Annotated in this window: 20 protein-coding genes and 1 tRNA gene; 11 read left to right on the top strand and 10 right to left on the bottom strand. The window is 61.9% G+C overall.

Going from position 1 to position 17,105, the window contains the following annotated elements:
* Positions 1 to 55: 55 nt before the first annotated feature.
* The 3 genes from gor to rpiA form a co-directional block, all read right to left on the bottom strand.
* Positions 56 to 1,444, bottom strand: coding sequence for a glutathione-disulfide reductase (gene gor / locus NKH89_RS02980; protein WP_352494651.1), 1,389 nt, complete (start codon positions 1,442 to 1,444; stop codon positions 56 to 58).
* 118 nt (positions 1,445 to 1,562) lie between these two features.
* Positions 1,563 to 2,141: a DUF2059 domain-containing protein gene (locus NKH89_RS02975; RefSeq protein WP_352494650.1), complete on the bottom strand. Its 579-nt coding sequence runs from the start codon at positions 2,139 to 2,141 to the stop codon at positions 1,563 to 1,565.
* Entirely contained in the window at positions 2,128 to 2,859 is a 732-nt protein-coding gene (rpiA, locus tag NKH89_RS02970) for a ribose-5-phosphate isomerase RpiA (protein WP_023717615.1), read from the bottom strand. Before rpiA ends, NKH89_RS02975 begins: the two co-directional genes overlap by 14 nt.
* Before the next feature lie 144 nt (positions 2,860 to 3,003).
* Here rpiA and NKH89_RS02965 point away from each other — a divergent pair, with 144 nt between their 5' ends.
* Complete coding sequence (locus NKH89_RS02965; protein ID WP_352482587.1) at positions 3,004 to 3,687, top strand: phosphoglycolate phosphatase; 684 nt, start codon at positions 3,004 to 3,006, stop codon at positions 3,685 to 3,687.
* 102 nt (positions 3,688 to 3,789) lie between these two features.
* Positions 3,790 to 3,864 (top strand) — tRNA-Val (locus NKH89_RS02960).
* 278 nt (positions 3,865 to 4,142) lie between these two features.
* Here the strand turns inward: NKH89_RS02960 and NKH89_RS02955 are convergent.
* Positions 4,143 to 5,264: a hypothetical protein gene (locus tag NKH89_RS02955; RefSeq protein WP_352908385.1), complete on the bottom strand. Its 1,122-nt coding sequence runs from the start codon at positions 5,262 to 5,264 to the stop codon at positions 4,143 to 4,145.
* 195 nt (positions 5,265 to 5,459) lie between these two features.
* On the opposite strand from NKH89_RS02955, the gene NKH89_RS02950 reads away from it, so the two are divergent.
* Both NKH89_RS02950 and NKH89_RS02945 read left to right on the top strand, forming a co-directional pair.
* Entirely contained in the window at positions 5,460 to 5,711 is a 252-nt protein-coding gene (locus NKH89_RS02950; protein ID WP_352494647.1) for a PepSY domain-containing protein, read from the top strand.
* Positions 5,712 to 5,839: 128 nt separating this feature from the next.
* The gene (locus NKH89_RS02945) at positions 5,840 to 6,316 is read left to right on the top strand and encodes a hypothetical protein (protein ID WP_352908384.1); all 477 of its coding nucleotides are present in this window, start codon (positions 5,840 to 5,842) and stop codon (positions 6,314 to 6,316) included.
* Between the two features lie 11 nt (positions 6,317 to 6,327).
* Here NKH89_RS02945 and NKH89_RS02940 read toward each other — a convergent pair whose 3' ends face one another.
* Positions 6,328 to 8,229 (bottom strand): L,D-transpeptidase family protein, encoded by a 1,902-nt coding sequence (locus NKH89_RS02940; RefSeq protein ID WP_023717621.1) that lies wholly within the window; start codon positions 8,227 to 8,229, stop codon positions 6,328 to 6,330.
* A gap of 221 nt (positions 8,230 to 8,450) precedes the next feature.
* Positions 8,451 to 9,197, bottom strand: coding sequence for a 3-oxoacyl-ACP reductase family protein (locus NKH89_RS02935; RefSeq protein WP_352908383.1), 747 nt, complete (start codon positions 9,195 to 9,197; stop codon positions 8,451 to 8,453).
* 98 nt (positions 9,198 to 9,295) lie between these two features.
* On the opposite strand from NKH89_RS02935, the gene NKH89_RS02930 reads away from it, so the two are divergent.
* Positions 9,296 to 9,910, top strand: a complete 615-nt coding sequence (locus NKH89_RS02930) for a TetR/AcrR family transcriptional regulator (protein WP_352494644.1) — start codon at positions 9,296 to 9,298, stop codon at positions 9,908 to 9,910.
* Between the two features lie 35 nt (positions 9,911 to 9,945).
* Here NKH89_RS02930 and NKH89_RS02925 read toward each other — a convergent pair whose 3' ends face one another.
* Positions 9,946 to 10,854, bottom strand: coding sequence for an alpha/beta hydrolase (locus NKH89_RS02925; RefSeq protein ID WP_352482593.1), 909 nt, complete (start codon positions 10,852 to 10,854; stop codon positions 9,946 to 9,948).
* A 47-nt stretch (positions 10,855 to 10,901) separates the two neighbouring features.
* On the opposite strand from NKH89_RS02925, the gene NKH89_RS02920 reads away from it, so the two are divergent.
* Positions 10,902 to 11,354, top strand: coding sequence for a MarR family winged helix-turn-helix transcriptional regulator (locus NKH89_RS02920; protein WP_352494642.1), 453 nt, complete (start codon positions 10,902 to 10,904; stop codon positions 11,352 to 11,354).
* 44 nt (positions 11,355 to 11,398) lie between these two features.
* On the opposite strand, the gene NKH89_RS02915 is transcribed toward NKH89_RS02920, so the two are convergent.
* Positions 11,399 to 12,010 (bottom strand): pyridoxamine 5'-phosphate oxidase family protein, encoded by a 612-nt coding sequence (locus NKH89_RS02915; RefSeq protein WP_352858493.1) that lies wholly within the window; start codon positions 12,008 to 12,010, stop codon positions 11,399 to 11,401.
* 149 nt (positions 12,011 to 12,159) lie between these two features.
* On the opposite strand from NKH89_RS02915, the gene NKH89_RS02910 reads away from it, so the two are divergent.
* Complete coding sequence (locus NKH89_RS02910; protein ID WP_352494640.1) at positions 12,160 to 12,588, top strand: nuclear transport factor 2 family protein; 429 nt, start codon at positions 12,160 to 12,162, stop codon at positions 12,586 to 12,588.
* Between the two features lie 22 nt (positions 12,589 to 12,610).
* On the opposite strand, the gene NKH89_RS02905 is transcribed toward NKH89_RS02910, so the two are convergent.
* Entirely contained in the window at positions 12,611 to 12,964 is a 354-nt protein-coding gene (locus NKH89_RS02905; RefSeq protein WP_023717628.1) for a gamma-butyrobetaine hydroxylase family protein, read from the bottom strand.
* A gap of 198 nt (positions 12,965 to 13,162) precedes the next feature.
* On the opposite strand from NKH89_RS02905, the gene moaA reads away from it, so the two are divergent.
* Both moaA and NKH89_RS02895 read left to right on the top strand, forming a co-directional pair.
* Positions 13,163 to 14,158: a GTP 3',8-cyclase MoaA gene (gene moaA, locus NKH89_RS02900; RefSeq protein ID WP_352494639.1), complete on the top strand. Its 996-nt coding sequence runs from the start codon at positions 13,163 to 13,165 to the stop codon at positions 14,156 to 14,158.
* 58 nt (positions 14,159 to 14,216) lie between these two features.
* On the top strand, positions 14,217 to 14,690 hold the full coding sequence (locus NKH89_RS02895; RefSeq protein WP_023717630.1) for a hypothetical protein: 474 nt from the start codon (positions 14,217 to 14,219) through the stop codon (positions 14,688 to 14,690).
* Between the two features lie 51 nt (positions 14,691 to 14,741).
* Here the strand turns inward: NKH89_RS02895 and NKH89_RS02890 are convergent, their stop codons facing one another.
* Positions 14,742 to 15,404 carry a DUF1579 family protein gene (locus NKH89_RS02890; protein ID WP_031193573.1) on the bottom strand — a complete coding sequence of 221 codons (663 nt, stop codon included), beginning with the start codon at positions 15,402 to 15,404 and terminating at the stop codon, positions 14,742 to 14,744.
* 260 nt (positions 15,405 to 15,664) lie between these two features.
* Between NKH89_RS02890 and NKH89_RS02885 the strand changes: the two genes are divergently transcribed.
* Complete coding sequence (locus tag NKH89_RS02885) at positions 15,665 to 16,021, top strand: hypothetical protein (RefSeq protein ID WP_023717633.1); 357 nt, start codon at positions 15,665 to 15,667, stop codon at positions 16,019 to 16,021.
* A gap of 121 nt (positions 16,022 to 16,142) precedes the next feature.
* On the top strand, positions 16,143 to 17,063 hold the full coding sequence (locus tag NKH89_RS02880; RefSeq protein WP_023717634.1) for a DMT family transporter: 921 nt from the start codon (positions 16,143 to 16,145) through the stop codon (positions 17,061 to 17,063).
* The last annotated feature ends 42 nt before the right edge of the window (positions 17,064 to 17,105 follow it).

Here is a 17,105-nt window from a genome sequence, read left to right as displayed (position 1 = left end):
AAACTCACGCACTTCCATCGCGGCAATCCCGTTGCCGCGATGGGTTCTTGTCGCGTCAGACGCGCTCACCATCTCTCACCCGGTAAGTCGGCTTGTACATGGTGACGAGTTCTTCCGCCGCGGTCGGATGCACCGCCATGGTACGATCGAAATCATCCTTGGTCAGCCCGGCCTTCAGCGGTATGCCGAGAAGCTGCGCCATTTCGCCGGCATCCGGCCCGAGGATGTGGGCGCCGAGGACTCTTTTCGAGGCGCCGTCGACGACCAGCTTCATCAGCATCTTTTCATCGCGGCCGGAAAGCGTGTGCCGCATTGGCCGGAAGGTGGCGCGGTAGATTTCGAGATCCGAAAAGCGTTTTGCCGCCTCATCCTCCGACAGGCCGACCGTGCCGATCTCGGGCTGGGAAAAGACCGCGGTCGCGATCGTGTCGTGGTCGGGCGCCGTCGGCTTGTCCTTGAAGGCGGTCTCGACGAAGCACATCGCCTCGTGGATTGCCACCGGCGTCAATTGCACGCGGTGGGTGACGTCGCCGATCGCCCAGATGTTGTCGATATTGGTGCGGGAGTATCCGTCGACCTGGATTGCCCCGGTCTTGGTCATCTCGATGCCGACGCCTTCCAGGCCCATGTTCTCGGTATTGGGAACGCGGCCGATGGCGAGCATGACCTGATCGACCGTCAGCACCGTGCCGCCGGTGACAAGCGCGTCGAGCCGGCCGTCAGGCCGCTTCCTGACCCACTCTGACACGGCGTGGCAGAGGATTCTTATCCCCTTCTTTTCCATCGTCTCGTGCAGCATGCGTCTGAGGTCCATGTCGAAACGGCTGAGGATTTCCTTGCCGCGGTAGACAAGCGTCGTGTCGACGCCAAGCCCGTGAAAGATGTTGGCGAATTCGACGGCGATATAGCCGCCGCCCTCGATCATGATTGCCTTCGGCAGCTCCTTGAGGTCGAAGGCCTCGTTGGAGAAGATGCAGTGCTCATGGCCGGGCAATGCCGGGTGCGGTGCCGGACGCCCGCCGGTAGCGATCAGGATCTGGTCGGCGGTAACGGTGCGATCCTCACCGAGAAGATGCACCACATGCGGATCGACCAGCACGGCGCGTGAGTGAAAGACTTCGCCGCCGGCGCCCTGCACGTTGTTCTGGTAGATGGCCTCCAGCCGGCTGATTTCGCGATCCTTGTTGGCGACCAGCGTCTGCCAGTCGAAACGCGCCTCAGGCACCGTCCAGCCATAGCCGGCGGCGTCGGCGAAATGCTCGGGGAATTGCGAGGCATAGACATAGAGCTTTTTCGGCACACAGCCGCGGATCACACAGGTGCCGCCATAGCGGTATTCCTCGGCGATGCCGACGCGCTTGCCGAGTGCTGCCGCGACGCGCGCCGCCCTCACCCCGCCGGAGCCGCCGCCGATGACGAAAAGATCGTAGTCGTAACCGGCCATGGCTGAACTCCTTGCCCCTCAAACACCGAGACAGGTAGGCTGCCGACCATCAAAAGAAAAGCCCGGACTTGCCGGGCTTTCTGGTCCAGTGGCGGTCAGGCCGCTCGGAAGTTCGCGATCAATTCGGTGTCGCGTCCGCAGGAGCAGCGCCATCGGCTGGGGCGGCACCGTCGGCAGGTGCGGCCGGCGCCTTGGCATTCGCCGCTGCACCCAGGGTCTCGCCTACCTGTTGGGCGAGATCGCGAGCCAGGCCGTTCTGCCAGATGTCGGCAGCCTTCACCAGCTCGCGCGTCACGATCGAGCCGTTGTCGAGCAGCTTCTTGCCGGTATCGGAGTTGTAGAAGGCGGCGATTTCAGTGAGCTCCTTTTCCGAGAACACTTTTGCATAGGCAAGCGCTGCTTCCTTTTCCAGGTCGGCGCGGCGCGATGCCAGGGCCATCGCCTTCTCGTTGATCGTCTTGGCGATCAGTTCCTGCATGTCCGGGTTCTTCTGGATCAGCTGCTGCTCGAGCGCCGCGGCAGCTTGCGGCAGGATGTTGTCGAACGTATCCGTCGCATGGATCGCCGCGACCGCGGCGCGCGCCGCCTTCAAATGCGCATCAGTGACATCCTGCGAAAACGCCGGCGACGAAAACGCGAAAACGGCCGAGGCCGCCAGAATGGCAAAAAAGCGGCCAACCCGGTTATGCAACATCATGATCGGTAAAACTCCCTGGTTTTCGGGCGGCATGGACGGTTTGGATGCCGTCGCCGCCGGCTATGATGGCCGTTGATGCCAGCCCGATGAAAAGACCATGCTCGACCACGCCCGGAATGGCGTGGAGAGCATTCGAAAGCGCTCTTGTATCCGGAATGCGGCCAAAAGATGCATCGAGGATAAAATGGCCGCCGTCTGTAACAAATGGCTGGCTCCCCGTCATCCTCAGTGTAACAGGGCCGGAAAGGCCAAGGTTTGCAGCCACTGCGCCAACTGCAATTTCGGTGGCGCGCAGGCCAAATCGGTTGACTTCGATGGGCAGCGGAAAACGGCCGATCATCTCGACCATCTTGGAGCTGTCGGCGATGACGATCATGCGGGCGGAGGCCGCCGCGACGATCTTTTCGCGCAGCAGCGCGCCGCCGCCGCCCTTGACCAGTGTCAGCGCCGGATCGATCTCGTCGGCGCCGTCGATGGTGAGGTCGAGCTCGGGCGTTTCCTCGAGGGTCGACAGCGGCACACCAAGCTCGGTGCAAAGGACGGCGGTGCGCTCCGAGGTCGGCACGCCGATGACAGTCAGGCCGGTGGCGACCTTGTCGGCGAGCAGCCGCACGAACTCATCCGCTGTCGTGCCGGTGCCGATGCCGAGCCGCATGCCGTCCGTGACATGGGCAAGCGCTGCCCGCGCAGCCTCAACCTTCAATTGCCTCGCATCCATGCCGGGTCCCGAGATTCGTTTCGGCGCTCGTAGCATTTTTGCCGGGCTGGTCAAAGGACCTTGCCCGCGATGCATAAGCCGGCTTGCCTGAACGGGCCGCAGCGGTTATCGCCTGCCGGCAATCAAATCGTCACAGGACAGGCCATGACCCGACCGATCATCGTGTTCGACCTCGACGGGACGCTGATCGACACGGCGCCGGATCTGCTCGACAGCCTCAACCACAGCCTTGCCGCCAGCCAGCTCACGGCCGTCGACGAAGCCGGCTTCAAGCGCTTCGTCGGCCATGGCGGCCGGGTGATGATAGAGCGCGCCCATGCAGCGCAGCACAGGTCGCTGGCAGTGGAGGAGCACGACCGCCTGCTAAAGCTGTTTCTGGACCATTACACCGTTAACATTCCCGGCAAATCGCGCCCCTACCCGGGCGTACCGGAGGCGATCGCGCGGTTCGAGGCGGCCGGGTACCTGCTGGCCATCTGCACCAACAAATACGAGGCCAATTCGGTGGCACTGATCGAGGCGCTCGGCATGACCCGGCATTTCGCGGCGATCTGCGGCCAGGACAGTTTTCCGTTCCGCAAGCCAGACCCGCGCCATCTCACGCAGACCATCGCGCGTGCCGGCGGCGACCCGCACCGTGCACTGATGGTCGGTGATTCGCAGACCGACATCGACACGGCAAAGGCGGCCGGCATTCCGGTGGTGGCAGTCGATTTCGGCTACACCGACCGTCATGTGCGGGAGTTTGAACCGTCGGCGGTGATCTCGCATTTCGATTCGCTGACGCTCGATATGGTACAAGGGCTGATGGCCGCGGCAGAGGGCTGAAGCCGGCCATAGTCCGGACCGCCAGATGCCGACCGACAAGTGGTTGACTTCGCGGGCCGGCCTCCCTTATATCGCGGCGCGCTTGGCCTTCGGGCAACGAGCGGGCGATTAGCTCAGCGGGAGAGCACACCCTTCACACGGGTGGGGTCGCAGGTTCAATCCCTGCATCGCCCACCATCTGCTTTCCTGAATCAATTCCAAGTCAGAGCGGCTAGTTGTCAAAATCTGACGCTTGGTCCCGAAGCAGTAGGCCCGCTCTGGGTAAACCTGCCTTTCGCTCCGGCTGCTGAAGCGGCTTTATCGCGCCCACTGCAAGCATATCGCCCATTCGGCAAACTCGCGCGTCGAGGCCTTTTTCAGCGGCGCGAAGCAATCCCCGCGGCCTGGGAGCGGCTGGAGCGCCCGTCGCGGTCATCAAGCGGGTCGCTCGCTACGCTCCCGCTACGGACTCGATGTCACCCATTGTGAGGCCGCAGCCCGATCACGGTCCGCGCTAAACCCAACCCGAACCAAAGTGTCCACAGGGACATCACCAGTGATGCCACGACCCAGACGAAGCTGCCCAGGGTGACTCCGAGCCACATGCCCAGGGGCCAACCGAGAAAGGCTCCAATTCCGGCCACGACTGCGATGGACGATGCCCAGACCGGCGTGGCTCGGTGAGTGGTCTGCGCCTCGTTGCCAGCGATCACGGCAACGGCCAACGCCAAAAACATGAAGCCGTTGGCCTTTCCTTCGGAAAATGCCCACCAGGCCTCGAAAGTTGCCGTGTTCCCGGCGGCAGCAGCGGCGGAGACCACGGTGGCCTCGGCCACCGCGGTCGTCATGGTCCAGAGGGCGCTGACAGTCAGCACACCCCAGGCAGACAACGTCCACCACGCCTCGGTGAGGCGCGATCTGGCCGCCAGCACGATCAGACCTGTCAGGACGAACAGTGATAGCGCTACCGCGGAAACCCAATGGATGATCGCCCATCGGACAGGGTCGTCGGTGATGACTCCCATCTGGCGACCCATATCGGGATCGATCGGCCCATGGCCGACCAGCGCGCCTGCCAGCAGGATAGAGGCGATCGCAAGCCAAACTCCTGCTACGCGCGTTCCTTCTTCTGTGTTTGCCATAGAGACCTCGCGCAGTAATGGTCCCATGTCCCATCTAGCGCCAGATTTCAAAGGGTTGCAAGATGGCCAATGAACGGAACGGGTCAACTGACGCCGTAACATTGCCACGTCTGTACGACCGGAAAGGGTCGGAACAGATAATCCGCATTGGGCACCAAGCGTCAGATTTTTACCACTAGCAGCTGCAGGTCGCCCCTCGCCCCCAAAATTCTTTTGGGCGAAATTCAAGGCGCTGCTGTAGCTCGTATAGCTTTGGAACTGGCAAACGTTGGAGCCGGCCCGCACCTTCATCTGCTCGATATCCCAGAACGAAACCTCGATGCGGTCGTCGGCGCAATAGACCGTATAGCGTTCAGGTTCCAGCGCCTCGGCTTTCTGCACAGGCATCGAAACGGACGGGATGGAAAGTATGGAAAGTATGGAAAGTACAAATATGATGGCATGACGCATTTGCATGTAGACCCCCGAGTGGCCGTCGGCACTGTTATGGCCGCGATGTTGAGGCGACGCATCATGATTTTAAGCAGTCGCCTTTTTTCGGCGGCCATAAATCAGGTACGGACGGTGCCTCCTTGTAGCGCAACGCTCCGCGATCCCGGAACAAACCTGCATGGAAACGAGTTTCTGCTGATCGAGATGTGAGGGAAAGCCATGTCCAGACTTGTTTTGGCGGCCGCCGTGCTGCTTGTCGGCGGATCGGCCTTTGCCGCGGACGACAATCCGGTGCCGGCGCAGAATGCCAAGAAGCTGTCGGAAATCATTGCCAAAGTCGAGCAGCGCGACGACTTCCGCTACATCAAGGAAATCGATTGGGACAGCGGCGCCTACACCGTCATTTATTACACGAACGACAAGGCCAAAGTCGAAATCACCTATGATCCGGTGACAGCCGCGCCGAAATGAAGCTGTCCCGCAAACGGTCCAGATTCTAAAAAATGGCGCGCCTCGAAGGCCCCCGGCCTTCGACACACCCTTGCGCAGATATGACTTTGATGGCTGACTGAGTGCTATCATTGCGCGCGGGGGTGGGCATGGCGACGGTAAAGCACGTATTGAAACGCTTTCTGATGATGCTCGCGGGTTATTTCATAGCGGTACTGGTTGGGCTGATCGCGGTGGCGGCGATCTATGGCGGGCTGAGCTCGCTGCCAAATGCGCCGAATTATTTCGACGTCATGGGTGTCACCCCCGTTGCGGTGCCGCTGTTGCCGCCGCTCGGCATGTTCATCTATTTTCTGACGATCGTGCTGACTGCCTTGCAGACGCTGATCTTCGCACTGATTGCCGAGTTTTTCTCGCTGCGCAGTTTTTGGCTGCATATGATCTTCGGCGCCGCGGCTGCGGTTGGCGGCTTCGCCCTGATCTGGCCCAGTGTACCAGACGACACGAACCCGGAGCGCTGGGCCGATATCGGTATCATTGCCGCAGCAGGCGTTGTCGCTGGCCTGGTGTATTGGCTGATCGCCGGGCGCGACGCCGGCTTCCGGCGTCCGCTCTTTCAGCGCTAGACCCGCATTCCTCAACTTGCCGGCGAACGCACCGCTTCCGTGCTGTCGAGCGCCTGCTGCAGCCTTGTGTCGCGGCCGTAGACGTCGTTGAAATATTCGACATTGCCGGACAGGTCCGGCCATGCGGTGAAATAGGCGACATAGACCGGGATCTTGCGTGTCACGTCTTCGGTCGAATGTCCGAGCTTCAGTCTGTCCTCGATGTAGTCGACCGAGGTGCCGAGCACGGCAGCCGCCATACCGCGCGGATCCTGCAAGCGCACGCAGCCATGGCTGAGCGCGCGCATGTCGCGCTGGAAAAACGACTTCTGCGGCGTGTCATGCATGTAGATGGCGTGCTTGTTGGGGAACAATATCTTCAACTCGCCCAGCGCATTGGCCTCGCTCGGCAGCTGGCGCACGCCGTAGGGTATCTTCGCGCCATAGGCGCCCCAATTGACCGAGGAGGAGGGAATGCGCTTGCCGCGCGCATTGACCACCTCATAGCCGGCGCGGTCGAGATAGCCCGGATCCCGGCGCAGCCGCGGCAGCATCTCATTGACCAGGATCGACTGCGGCACGCCCCAATAGGGGTGGAAGTCGACCTGCTCGATCTGGTCATAGAAGAAAGCAGTCTGGTTGGTGGGCCTGCCGACGACTGCGCGGGTCTTCAGCTTCTCCTCGCCATCGTCGATATAACTCGCGGTGAAAGCCGGCTGGTTGATGAAGACGCGCGGGCTGCCGAGGTCGGAAGGCAGCCAGCGCAACTCTTCGAGCGCAACCCGAACCTTCTGAACCTTATCGGCCTTGGACGTTCCGGCCAACGATGCAACGGTACGTGGGCCAATGACGCCGTCGCCTTTCATGCCGGCCCGTTTCTGCACCGCCTTGATCACCGGCACCAGCTCCGGATCGTAGACCTCGCTGGTGGCGAGCCTCGCCAGGACCTCGCCATAGGCGCCGCCCATCTCGTCATCGAGATTGCGCGCGATCTTTGTCAAAAGCTTCGGCAGCTCGGGGCTGGTCTGCCCCGGCTTCAGCAGCAGATTGGGATCGATGGTGATTTCGTCTTCGGCGCTGGCCTGGAGCGCTTCCAGTTCGACGCGCAGCGCCTGATACTCGGCGTTCTGTGGATGCCGCGATTCGAGGTAGGTGCGAGCTTGCTGGGTATGGGCCAGCGTCTTCAGCACCCCTTCCATGTCGAGCGGCTTCGGCGGAAAATCGTAGTAGCCGGTCATGCGGTTGGGATCGACGCGGCCGCTTTGTGCGTCACGGGCGTAGCGCAGGACGCGTGCCGACAGCGCCATCTCGAAGCGGACCAGCTCTTTCAGGCGTTCATCGGCATCGCCCGCCGATGTGCCTGCTGCCGGAATTTCGACGGTGTAGTCGGCGGGCGTCAGGCCGTAGCTCGCGGCTTCGCCCAGCACCCGCACCGCATCCTGCGCACGGCTGCTGGGACTGGTTCCCGTCACCCAGATGAAATCCGGATTGGCTGAGTAGTAGGCGATCAGCGCCTTGGCGATGTCCTTCTCGGCATAGAGGTCATAGCCGTCGAGCCCGGCAATGGCTTCGCGGAATGCAGCCCCGGTGGCCGCCGGCTCGAACGCAGCATCCTGCGGCGTTGCCGGTTCAGGCGCTGCCGACAGTGCCGAAAAATCGACGCGCACCAGCGGATCGCTCTTGTAGGTGTAATAGGACGGGCTGCTGATTTGCGCACCACCACCGCCACCACCGGAAGCGGCCGGCGCCTTGGGCCTCGGCTTGTATTTTGACGGTGGCGGGGGAAAGTTACCTTTCGGCGGTGCGTGCTTGACGCCGCCGCCGAAAAGCATGTCGAAGAACCCTTGTGCTTCAGCCTGCGGCGCGCCGAAGGCCAGCATTGCCACGGCCACCGCAAACGGCAGCACGGTGGCTTTGTTTCCAAGGAGTTTCATGGATCACCCGCTCCGGTTGAACCCGGATCCCGTTCCGCACCGCTTTCACGGTCTCGCCCACCGCATGGCGGATGTAAGGCGTGACTATACTGATTCATACTGATTTCGTTAAGCTTCGATAAATTTCGGAACGTCTGTTGCAGAACGGTTTCACAACATCGTGACGGGTCAAGCCAATCCGCCTTCGCCCCCGACCAATGGTAGTGCCCGCGAGCCAAGCCTCAAGCGTTGGCGCCGCCGTCGATGGTCAATGCCGCGCCTGTCACGAAGCGCCCTTCGGGGCCGGCAAGCCAGGCGACCATGCCGGCGATCTCGTCGGCCGTGCCGAAGCGAGGCGTCGCCATCTTCTGGCGCTGATGCTCGGCGTGCGGGCCGCCTGCTGGATTCATGTCGGTATCCGTCGACCCCGGATGGACGACATTGGCGGTGATGCCGCGCGGACCGAGATCGCGTGCAAAGGCCTTGGTCAGGCCAACCAAGGCAGCCTTGCTGGCCGAATAGGCGCTCAGGCCGGCATCGGTGGCACGTTCGGCCAGGTTGCTGCCGATCGAGATGATCCGGCCACCCTCGCCCATATGCGCTGCTGCCGCTTTGGCCGCGACGAACGGAGCTCTGAGGTTTACCTCCATCGTCTCATCGAAGTCGGCAAGCGACAGGGCATGGATCGGCGCAGCGCGCCAGATGCCGGCACTGTTGACGAGGATGTCGAGCCGTCCGAAGGCTTTTACCGCCTCATTGACTGCCGCCTCGATCGCGGCAGCATCGCGATTGTCGGCCTTGATGGCGAAGGCCCGACCGCCGGCCGCCTCGATTGCCCCGACCACCGAACGCGCCCGTTCCTCGCCATTCACATAGGTGATCGCCACGCCCGCGCCGTCGGCCGCGAGCCTTCGTGCGATCGCCGCACCAATGCCGCGGCTGCCGCCGGTGACGAGGGCGGCCTTGCCGTTCAAGCTCCTGGATGACATTTGCTTCTCCATTTTGTAGTGATTGATACATAAATATCTGCCAGCCTTGCTGAACCACGTCAACTGAATTATGTATCGATCAACACAGAAAGCACACCATGCCGGAACGAGGCCGCCCCCGCACCTTCGATCGAACCGCCGCCTTGCGGCGGGCAATGGAAGTGTTTTGGGCCAAGGGTTATGAGGGCGCGTCGATAAGCGACCTGACCGCTGCAATGGGCATCAACTCACCCAGCCTCTACGCAGCCTTTGGCAGCAAGGAAGCGCTGTTCCTCGAGGCGACCGAGCTTTACACGCAGGTGGAAGGCACCGAGATCTGGTCTGCGCTGGAAAAGGCGCCGACCGCGCGCCAGGCGGTCGAGCGGTTCCTGCGCCAGACGGCCAGGGCCTATTCGCAGACCGGCCGTCCGCAAGGCTGCCTTATCGCGCTCGGCGCATTGCACCAGGACTCGAGCCGCGGCGCCATCTGCGATGATCTGCGCCGTCGCCGTGCCGAAAACCGCGAAGCCTTGCTGAGACGCCTCGAGCGTGGCGTGGCCGAGGGGGAGTTGCCGGCCGATTTCGACTGCGGTACGGCCGCGACCTTCTATGCGACCGTACAGCACGGCATGTCGATCCAGGCGCGCGACGGCGCGTCGCGCTCGGCTCTTCTGGAGACGGTGGCCGGGGCAATGGCGGCTTGGATAGCGATGGCCAGCACCGGGGCGGCGTGACGGTCGAACCCGGCAGACAAGAACAGACATTCAGGTCACTGCAGAGACGGCTCCAGCCTGCCGGCAACGAAGCCAACGGCGCGCTCCACCACACCCTTGTCCGCAAGAATGCGGCGGTGGCCGAGCCCGTCGGCCCAGTACAGCCGCACATGGTCGCCGGCACGCGCGTAGAGCCTTGCATGATCGGCGGACACTTCGCGGTCGTCCGGCGCGTGGATCACCAGCGTCGGCAGCGGCGCGCTTGCCAGTTGGCGGTCACCGGTGAATTCGTGCAGCGGCCGGCCGGCGATGCGCTCGACCCGGTCGGCCATGGCGACCTGCGAGCGCGAGCCGACATTCAGCATGCGGCTGAAATCGGCAAAGATCGCAGGAAGCGAGCTCGGCGCAGCGATTAGCACCAGCCGCCCGGCCGTCAACGGCGGGATATTTCTGATTGAACCGGCGACGGCATTGGCGGCGACGGCACCACCAAAGGAATGGCCGGCGATGGCGGCAAATGGGCCGAACCATTCGCCGGCAACCCGTGCTGCATCGACCGCACTGACAAGGGTCAGCCGGCGGCCCTGCGACTGGCCGTGGCCCGGCAAATCGAGCGAGACCACCTTGTAGCCGGCATCGCGATAGGCTTCGATCAATGTGCGCATGTATTCGGTACGCGAACGCCAGCCATGGATGACGAGCACGGTGCCTGCAGCCGCCCTGCCCGGCTCGGGCCGGAATTCATGCACCATGACGCAGCCGGTTCTGGTCTTTAGCCGGTGATGGCGCGCTTCGGTCATGAAATCGGCGGCGCGATCGATTGCGCGGCGCTCACCATGGCTCAAGCTCTTTTCGTGCGGCGTGCGGCAGAACAGCTCGAATGCAGCGCGCCCGGTGAGTCGCGGCGCCACATGCTCGGCCACGCCGAACGTGCCGCGGATGACCTTCAGTCCAAATGATGCCATAGTGGCGATCCATCCATTGGTTCAAGCATGAACATAATAGTTCAAACATGAACATTAAGCAAGACCTGCCCTGGGACAACCCGCGTTTTCGCAACTGGGTTGCGGTGGCGCGCGCCTGCCACGTGGTGGAACGCACCTTGGCGGTGAAGCTGGCGCCGCTCGACCTGAAGCCGGCGCAGCTGGACGTGCTGATGAACCTCTACCGCCATCCCGGCATGTCGCAGCACGACCTCGCTCGCCGCCTGCTGGTCGGCCGCTCCAACATCACCATGCTTTTGCCGCAGTTGGAGACCCGCGGCCTACTGCGCCGCGAGAGCGACGAGAAGGACAAGCGCGTGCTGCGGCTGACGTTGACTGAGGCAGGCGAAGCACTGCTGATGCAGGCCCTGAAGGTCCACATGACGCTGATCGAAAAGGCGATGAGCCAGTCGACGCCGGAACAATGCGACATGATCGGCGAACAGATGCGCAAGATTGCCGAGGTGTTGAAGACCGCCTGACGGCCCAGTGCTTCACCACCAAATTCCCTCACCACCAAATTTCTTCACCACATCGATTTTTTCGCGCGCTCCGGCCATTCCCTGTCGTAGACCTCGCCGTCGATGTTCTTGCGGCTGGTGATTTCCAGGATTTGGCCGGCGGTCGGCAGCGATCTTGGGTCGACATGCCTTGCCGGATTCCACAGTTCCGATCGGTGAATGGCGCGGGCGCACTGGAAATAGACCGCATCGACCTCGACGACCGTCACCGAGCGCGCCGGCTTGCCCTCGACTGCGAACGAGGCGCAGAGCGCGGGATCGGTGGTGATGCGGGCGCGGCCATTGACGCGCAGCGTCGTGCCGGAGCCCGGCACCAGAAACAGAAGCGCGACGCGCGGATCGCGAAGGATGTTCCTCAGCGAATCGGCACGGTTGTTGCCGCGCCGGTCCGGCATCATCAGCGTTTTCGGATCGTGGATGCGGACGAAGCCGGCGAGATCGCCGCGCGGCGAGCAATCCAGCCCTTCAGGCCCGCAGGTTGCGAGCGCAGCAAACGGCGAAGCTTCGATGAAGGCTTCGTATTCGGGAATCAGCTGGTCGAGCTCCTTGACCACCGACGCCTCGCGAGGCAGGCCATAGAGCGCTTCGAGTTGTTCGATGCTGGTGATCACGGACATGTTTTCGTCTCCAAACCTTTGCCGGCGCTACTCCAGACGCATGACATTTTCACGACACGATGCCCGTTTGTCGGTCATCAGGAAACGGGTGTCGAGGGACCGCGAACAAGCGCAAACCGCTTTCGTGCTGACAGAAACGGAGGTCAAAAATGGAGAAACCGCTCGGCCGGCGACGCACCGCCATGGAACTTATTGAAAACATGTTCAATGTTGAAATGCGTTTCCTGCAATCAGGGTCGGAGAGCCTCGATATGCTTGCAAGCGCATTTCATGTCGAGATTGTCGTGCATGAGCCTCGCTCCCTACCCTATGCCGGTGACTGGAACGGCCTCGACGGCGTTGGCGCCCTTTTCCGCAAGATGCGGGAAATCTGGAGCGACGTGGCGGTGGAGGACCTCCAGGTCGCCCAAAACGATGACATGGTGTTCATGAGCTGCACGCTTTCGCTGACATCGCGGGCCAATGGTGCAACCATCAAGCAGCCGTTTGCCGAAGTCTTGCGCTTCAAGGATGACCGGCTGATCGAAGGCACGCCGTTTTATCACGACACCAGCGAGATACTGGCGATGCTGCGTTGACCGGAGCGTCCCGCGAAATCAGTCAGCGGTCGCGGCTCAGCCCCTTCTCTTCCAGCTCGGCGAGATAGGCGGCCCAGCGTGCATCCTTCTCATGACCCAGCGTATGCAGGTAATTCCAGGTGAAGATGCCGGTGTCGTGGAAATCGTCGAAGGTGATGCGCACGGCATAGTTGCCGACCGGCTCGATCTTAAGGATCGCTACATTGCGCTTGCCGGGAACGGTGACGCGCTGTTCGGGCGAATGGCCCTGCACCTCGGCCGACGGCGAGGCAACACGCAGCAGCTCGGCTGGCAATTCGAACGGCTGATGGCCCGGAAAGGTGACGGAAAGCAGCTTGCGGTCCTTCGAGACCCTGAGTTCCTTTGGCGCTGTCATGCTGGTGGATCCTGCGGAAGACAGCCTTCCCTACGCCGCTTCGCGTTGAGGGAAAAGGCCGCATGGAAAGTTCCGACATGATCTGTCGGCGTCGGGGTGTTACCGCAGATCGCGAGCTTCTATCTTGAATGGCAAGTTGGCTCGCATCACATAGCCATATATAACGAAGCCGTTCACGGCCACGGGAAGCGCATAAGCATGGATATGATCGATCCTTTCGGTCGCACGATCACCTACCTGCGCGTGTCGGTCACCGACCGCTGCGATTTCCGCTGCACCTATTGCATGGCCGAGGACATGACGTTCCTGCCCAAGAAGGACCTGCTGTCGCTGGAAGAGCTCGACCGGCTTTGCACGGTCTTCATCGAAAAGGGCGTGCGCAAGCTCCGCCTCACCGGCGGTGAGCCGCTGGTGCGCAAGAACATCATGCATCTGGTGCGCCAGCTTTCGCGGCATCTCGAGAGCGGTGCGCTGGAAGAGCTGACGCTGACCACCAACGGATCGCAGCTTTCACGCTTTGCCGCCGAGCTCGCCGACTGCGGCGTCAAACGCATCAACGTCTCGCTCGACACCCTCGATGCCGACAAATTCCGCCAGATCACCCGCTGGGGCAATCTGGATAAGGTCATGGACGGCATCGACGCGGCGCAGGCGGCGGGGCTGAAGGTAAAACTCAATGCGGTGGCCTTGAAGGACTTCAATGACGCCGAATTGCCGGAAATGCTGCGCTGGGCGCATGGCCGCGGCATGGATCTGACGGTCATCGAAACAATGCCGATGGGCGAGATCGACGCCGACCGCACCGACCAGTATTTGCCGCTGTCGCTGCTGCGCGCAGCACTCGAGCGCCAGTTCTCGCTGAGCGATATTCCCTATAAGACCGGTGGCCCGGCCCGCTATGTCCACGTCGCCGAGACCGGCGGGCGGCTCGGCTTCATCACGCCGATGACGCATAATTTCTGCGAAAGCTGCAACCGGGTCCGGCTGACCTGCACCGGCACGCTTTACATGTGCCTCGGCCAGGAAGATGCAGCCGACCTGCGCGTGCCACTGCGTGCGTCCGAAGGCAACGAGCTGGTCGCCGACGCCATCGACGAAGCAATCGGCCGCAAGCCGAAAGGCCACGACTTCATCATTGATCGCCGCACCAACCGCCCATCGGTGTCGCGGCATATGAGCGTCACCGGCGGCTGATTTGTCACCGATTTCGTGCAAGAATAATCGCCTTGGCATCGGCTTCGAGGCAAGGCTCATGCAGCGGCTTTTTGCAATCCCGACGTTTTTCGGAGTGATGGCGGGGACCATGGCAGTTGCCGCGCCACTCACCTATACGAACGAGCGCTTCGGTACCGTCTGCACCTTTCCGGATGAGATCTTCACTCTTCGCCAGCCTGAGCCGGACAATGGCGATGGACAACAATGGCTCACGGCTGATGGCGCCAGCCTGATCTGTTCAGGCATCCTCAATATCGATGATGAAACTCCGACAGCCTTCGTCTCCGCCCAGAGGGGCAGCAAGGAACCTGGCTACAAGATTACCTACAGCAAGACCGGCAAGGACTGGGCGGTGCTGTCGGGCATCAAAGGCGAGAACATCTTCTACGAACGCCGCCTGTTCGGAAAAGACGGTGTCATCCGTACGGTCTGGATCGACTATCCGCCAGCCTTGAAATCGAAATACGACCCGCTTATCGGAGCGATCGCCGGCAGCCTCAGGGGACCGTGAGCATCCGGCGACCTCGGAACATATTCGCAACCCGTTGTTTTTGCTAACGAGTCACGGTTGACGCGTGTAGTCGTATCGTACGGCAAGCCATTTCTTGCCGCTGCCATTGGCCTGAAGGAAATGCTGCTCGGCCACTTCGTGATTGTCGCCGTCCCTGGAAATGACGAAATCGGAGGCAGTGAACCGCCCTTCGACCTCGGGCCCGAAGCCGACGAAACCAAGCGGCTCGAAAAGCAGCGAAATCTTGCCGTCCTCCTCGCCACCAAAACTCCAGGCGGGCATGATCCCTGCCGGGAAACGGGTATCCATCGAGACATACTTCCAGCGGCCCTCCACGCGGTCATAGCTCAAATAGGCTATCCGCTGGAAGTCTGGGATTTTCGACCCGGGCGCCGGTCGCATCACCTCCTGCATGAAGGGGCCGATCATCGTACGCTCGGCCACCAGCCCGGTCATCACAATCGGCTGGGCGCCGGGCGTTGGCCAGATCGTGTTGACGACGGACCATTTCCCGACGCGGCGAGCGAGTTCATCCGCTTCGTGACCCGGCGTGGACATCCGTTCGACTGCCGACGCCGAAGCGCCGTTCTCGGCGAAGGCAGGCGCCATCGCCATGAGGATAACCGCCAGTGCAGAAGAGAACCGGGAAGCCGACGAAACGTGCCGCCTGCTGCCTGTGCCAAGCATGTCCGCATTGCCTCGTGCATTCATCATGGACCACCTCCCCAGACAAGATCAGAAGCCTACAATGACCAATTTGGTGAATCTTGCCGAGCAAATTTGATCTCGTCGAAAAATTTTCCTCGAGCCGCAGTGTGATCGATTTGCCCTCCGAACCCATCCTTTGGAACGGCACATTTCGGGATCACACCCAGAAAAGGTCTTGTCCGCAAACGGTTACCGGATTTACCGCAAGCCCGTTCGGGCCTAGCCTCTGCTCTGGAGCGGTTCTTCGCCCAGTGGGGGAATACGATATGCACAAACTCATTCTTTCTGTTGCATTGCTCAGCTTCGCGGCCCTGCCCGCGGCGGCCCAGTCGATCGGCGGCACCTATGCCGTGGCCGGCACCAACTTCGATGGATCGTCCTATGGTGGCGACGCGACGATCACGCTGACCAGCGAGACTACCTGCACGATCCATTGGGAGACAGGCGGCTCGTCCTCGGACGGCATCTGCATGCGCAACGACGATGCCTTCTCCGCCGGCTATGTCATGGGCAAGGCGGTTGGCCTTGTCGTCTACAAGGTGCAGGAAGACGGCTCGCTGCATGGCCTGTGGACGATTGCCGGCAAGGAAGGCAACGGCACCGAGGTGCTGACGCGCAAATAAGCCTGCCGCTCTTGCGAGGTAGATGTCACGGGCCACAGAAAGGCTGTGGCCCAGCCCTTTGACGTTGCTGTTTTGCGGGTGCCTGCTAGACGCTTGCTGCAGGACTCACCCGGTAATCGCCTTGCCTCTTTCGCCAAATCTGCGCGGCGCGTTGTTCATGATGGTGGCCATGATTGGCTTCACCCTCAACGATGCAATCACCAAATTCTCGTCGGAGTCGATGAACATGGCGCAGGTCATGCTGATCCGCGGCGCCTTCGCTTCGCTTTTCGTTGCCCTGCTTGCGTGGCAACGCGGCGCGCTTGCCCGGCCTGGCTCGATGCTGCAGCCGACAGTTGCGCTGCGCGTCGCCAGCGAGGCCGGCGCCACGGTGTCGTTCCTGGTTGCTCTGGCACATCTTCCGATCGCCAATGTGTCCGCCGTGCTGCAGGCGCTGCCGCTGGCTGTGACGATGGGCGCCGCGCTTGTGTTCAACGAGGGCGTCGGCTGGCGGCGCTGGCTGGCCATTGCCGTCGGTTTTGCCGGCGTGCTGATCATTGTGCGGCCGGGCTTCGAAGGGTTCAGCATGTTTTCTCTGCTGGCACTGGCTAGCGTGGCATGCTGCGCGGTGCGCGACCTCGCCACCAAGCGGATTCCGCAGGCAATTCCGACATTGCTGGTGTCGACCGCCACCGCTCTTGCCATGACCGTTCTGGGCGCAGCATTGCTTTCGCCGATGGGCGGTTGGACGCCGATGACGGGAAAAAGCACGGCATTCCTGGCGCTGGCGGCGGTGCTCGTGCTCATTGGCTACCAGTTCATCATCATGGCGATGCGGGTGGGCGATATCTCCTTCATCGCGCCGTTCCGCTACACCGCCCTGCTCTGGTCGATCCTGCTTGGCTTCACGATCTTCGGCGATGTCCCCGATCTGCCGATGATCGTCGGTGCCACGATCATCATCGCCTCAGGCCTCTATGCGCTCTACCGCGAACGGATCGTCGGCCGGCGAAAGACAGCTGCCGAAAGCGCTGGACCGGACATGGCGCCGGACGGCATATAGGCGCGACCGTTGACGACCGTCTGATTTGAAAACTTGATTTTG

This window comes from Mesorhizobium sp. M0923 (assembly GCF_040319365.1).
Lineage (GTDB): Bacteria > Pseudomonadota > Alphaproteobacteria > Rhizobiales > Rhizobiaceae > Mesorhizobium.
This window is presented reverse-complemented; position numbering and strand designations above follow the sequence as displayed.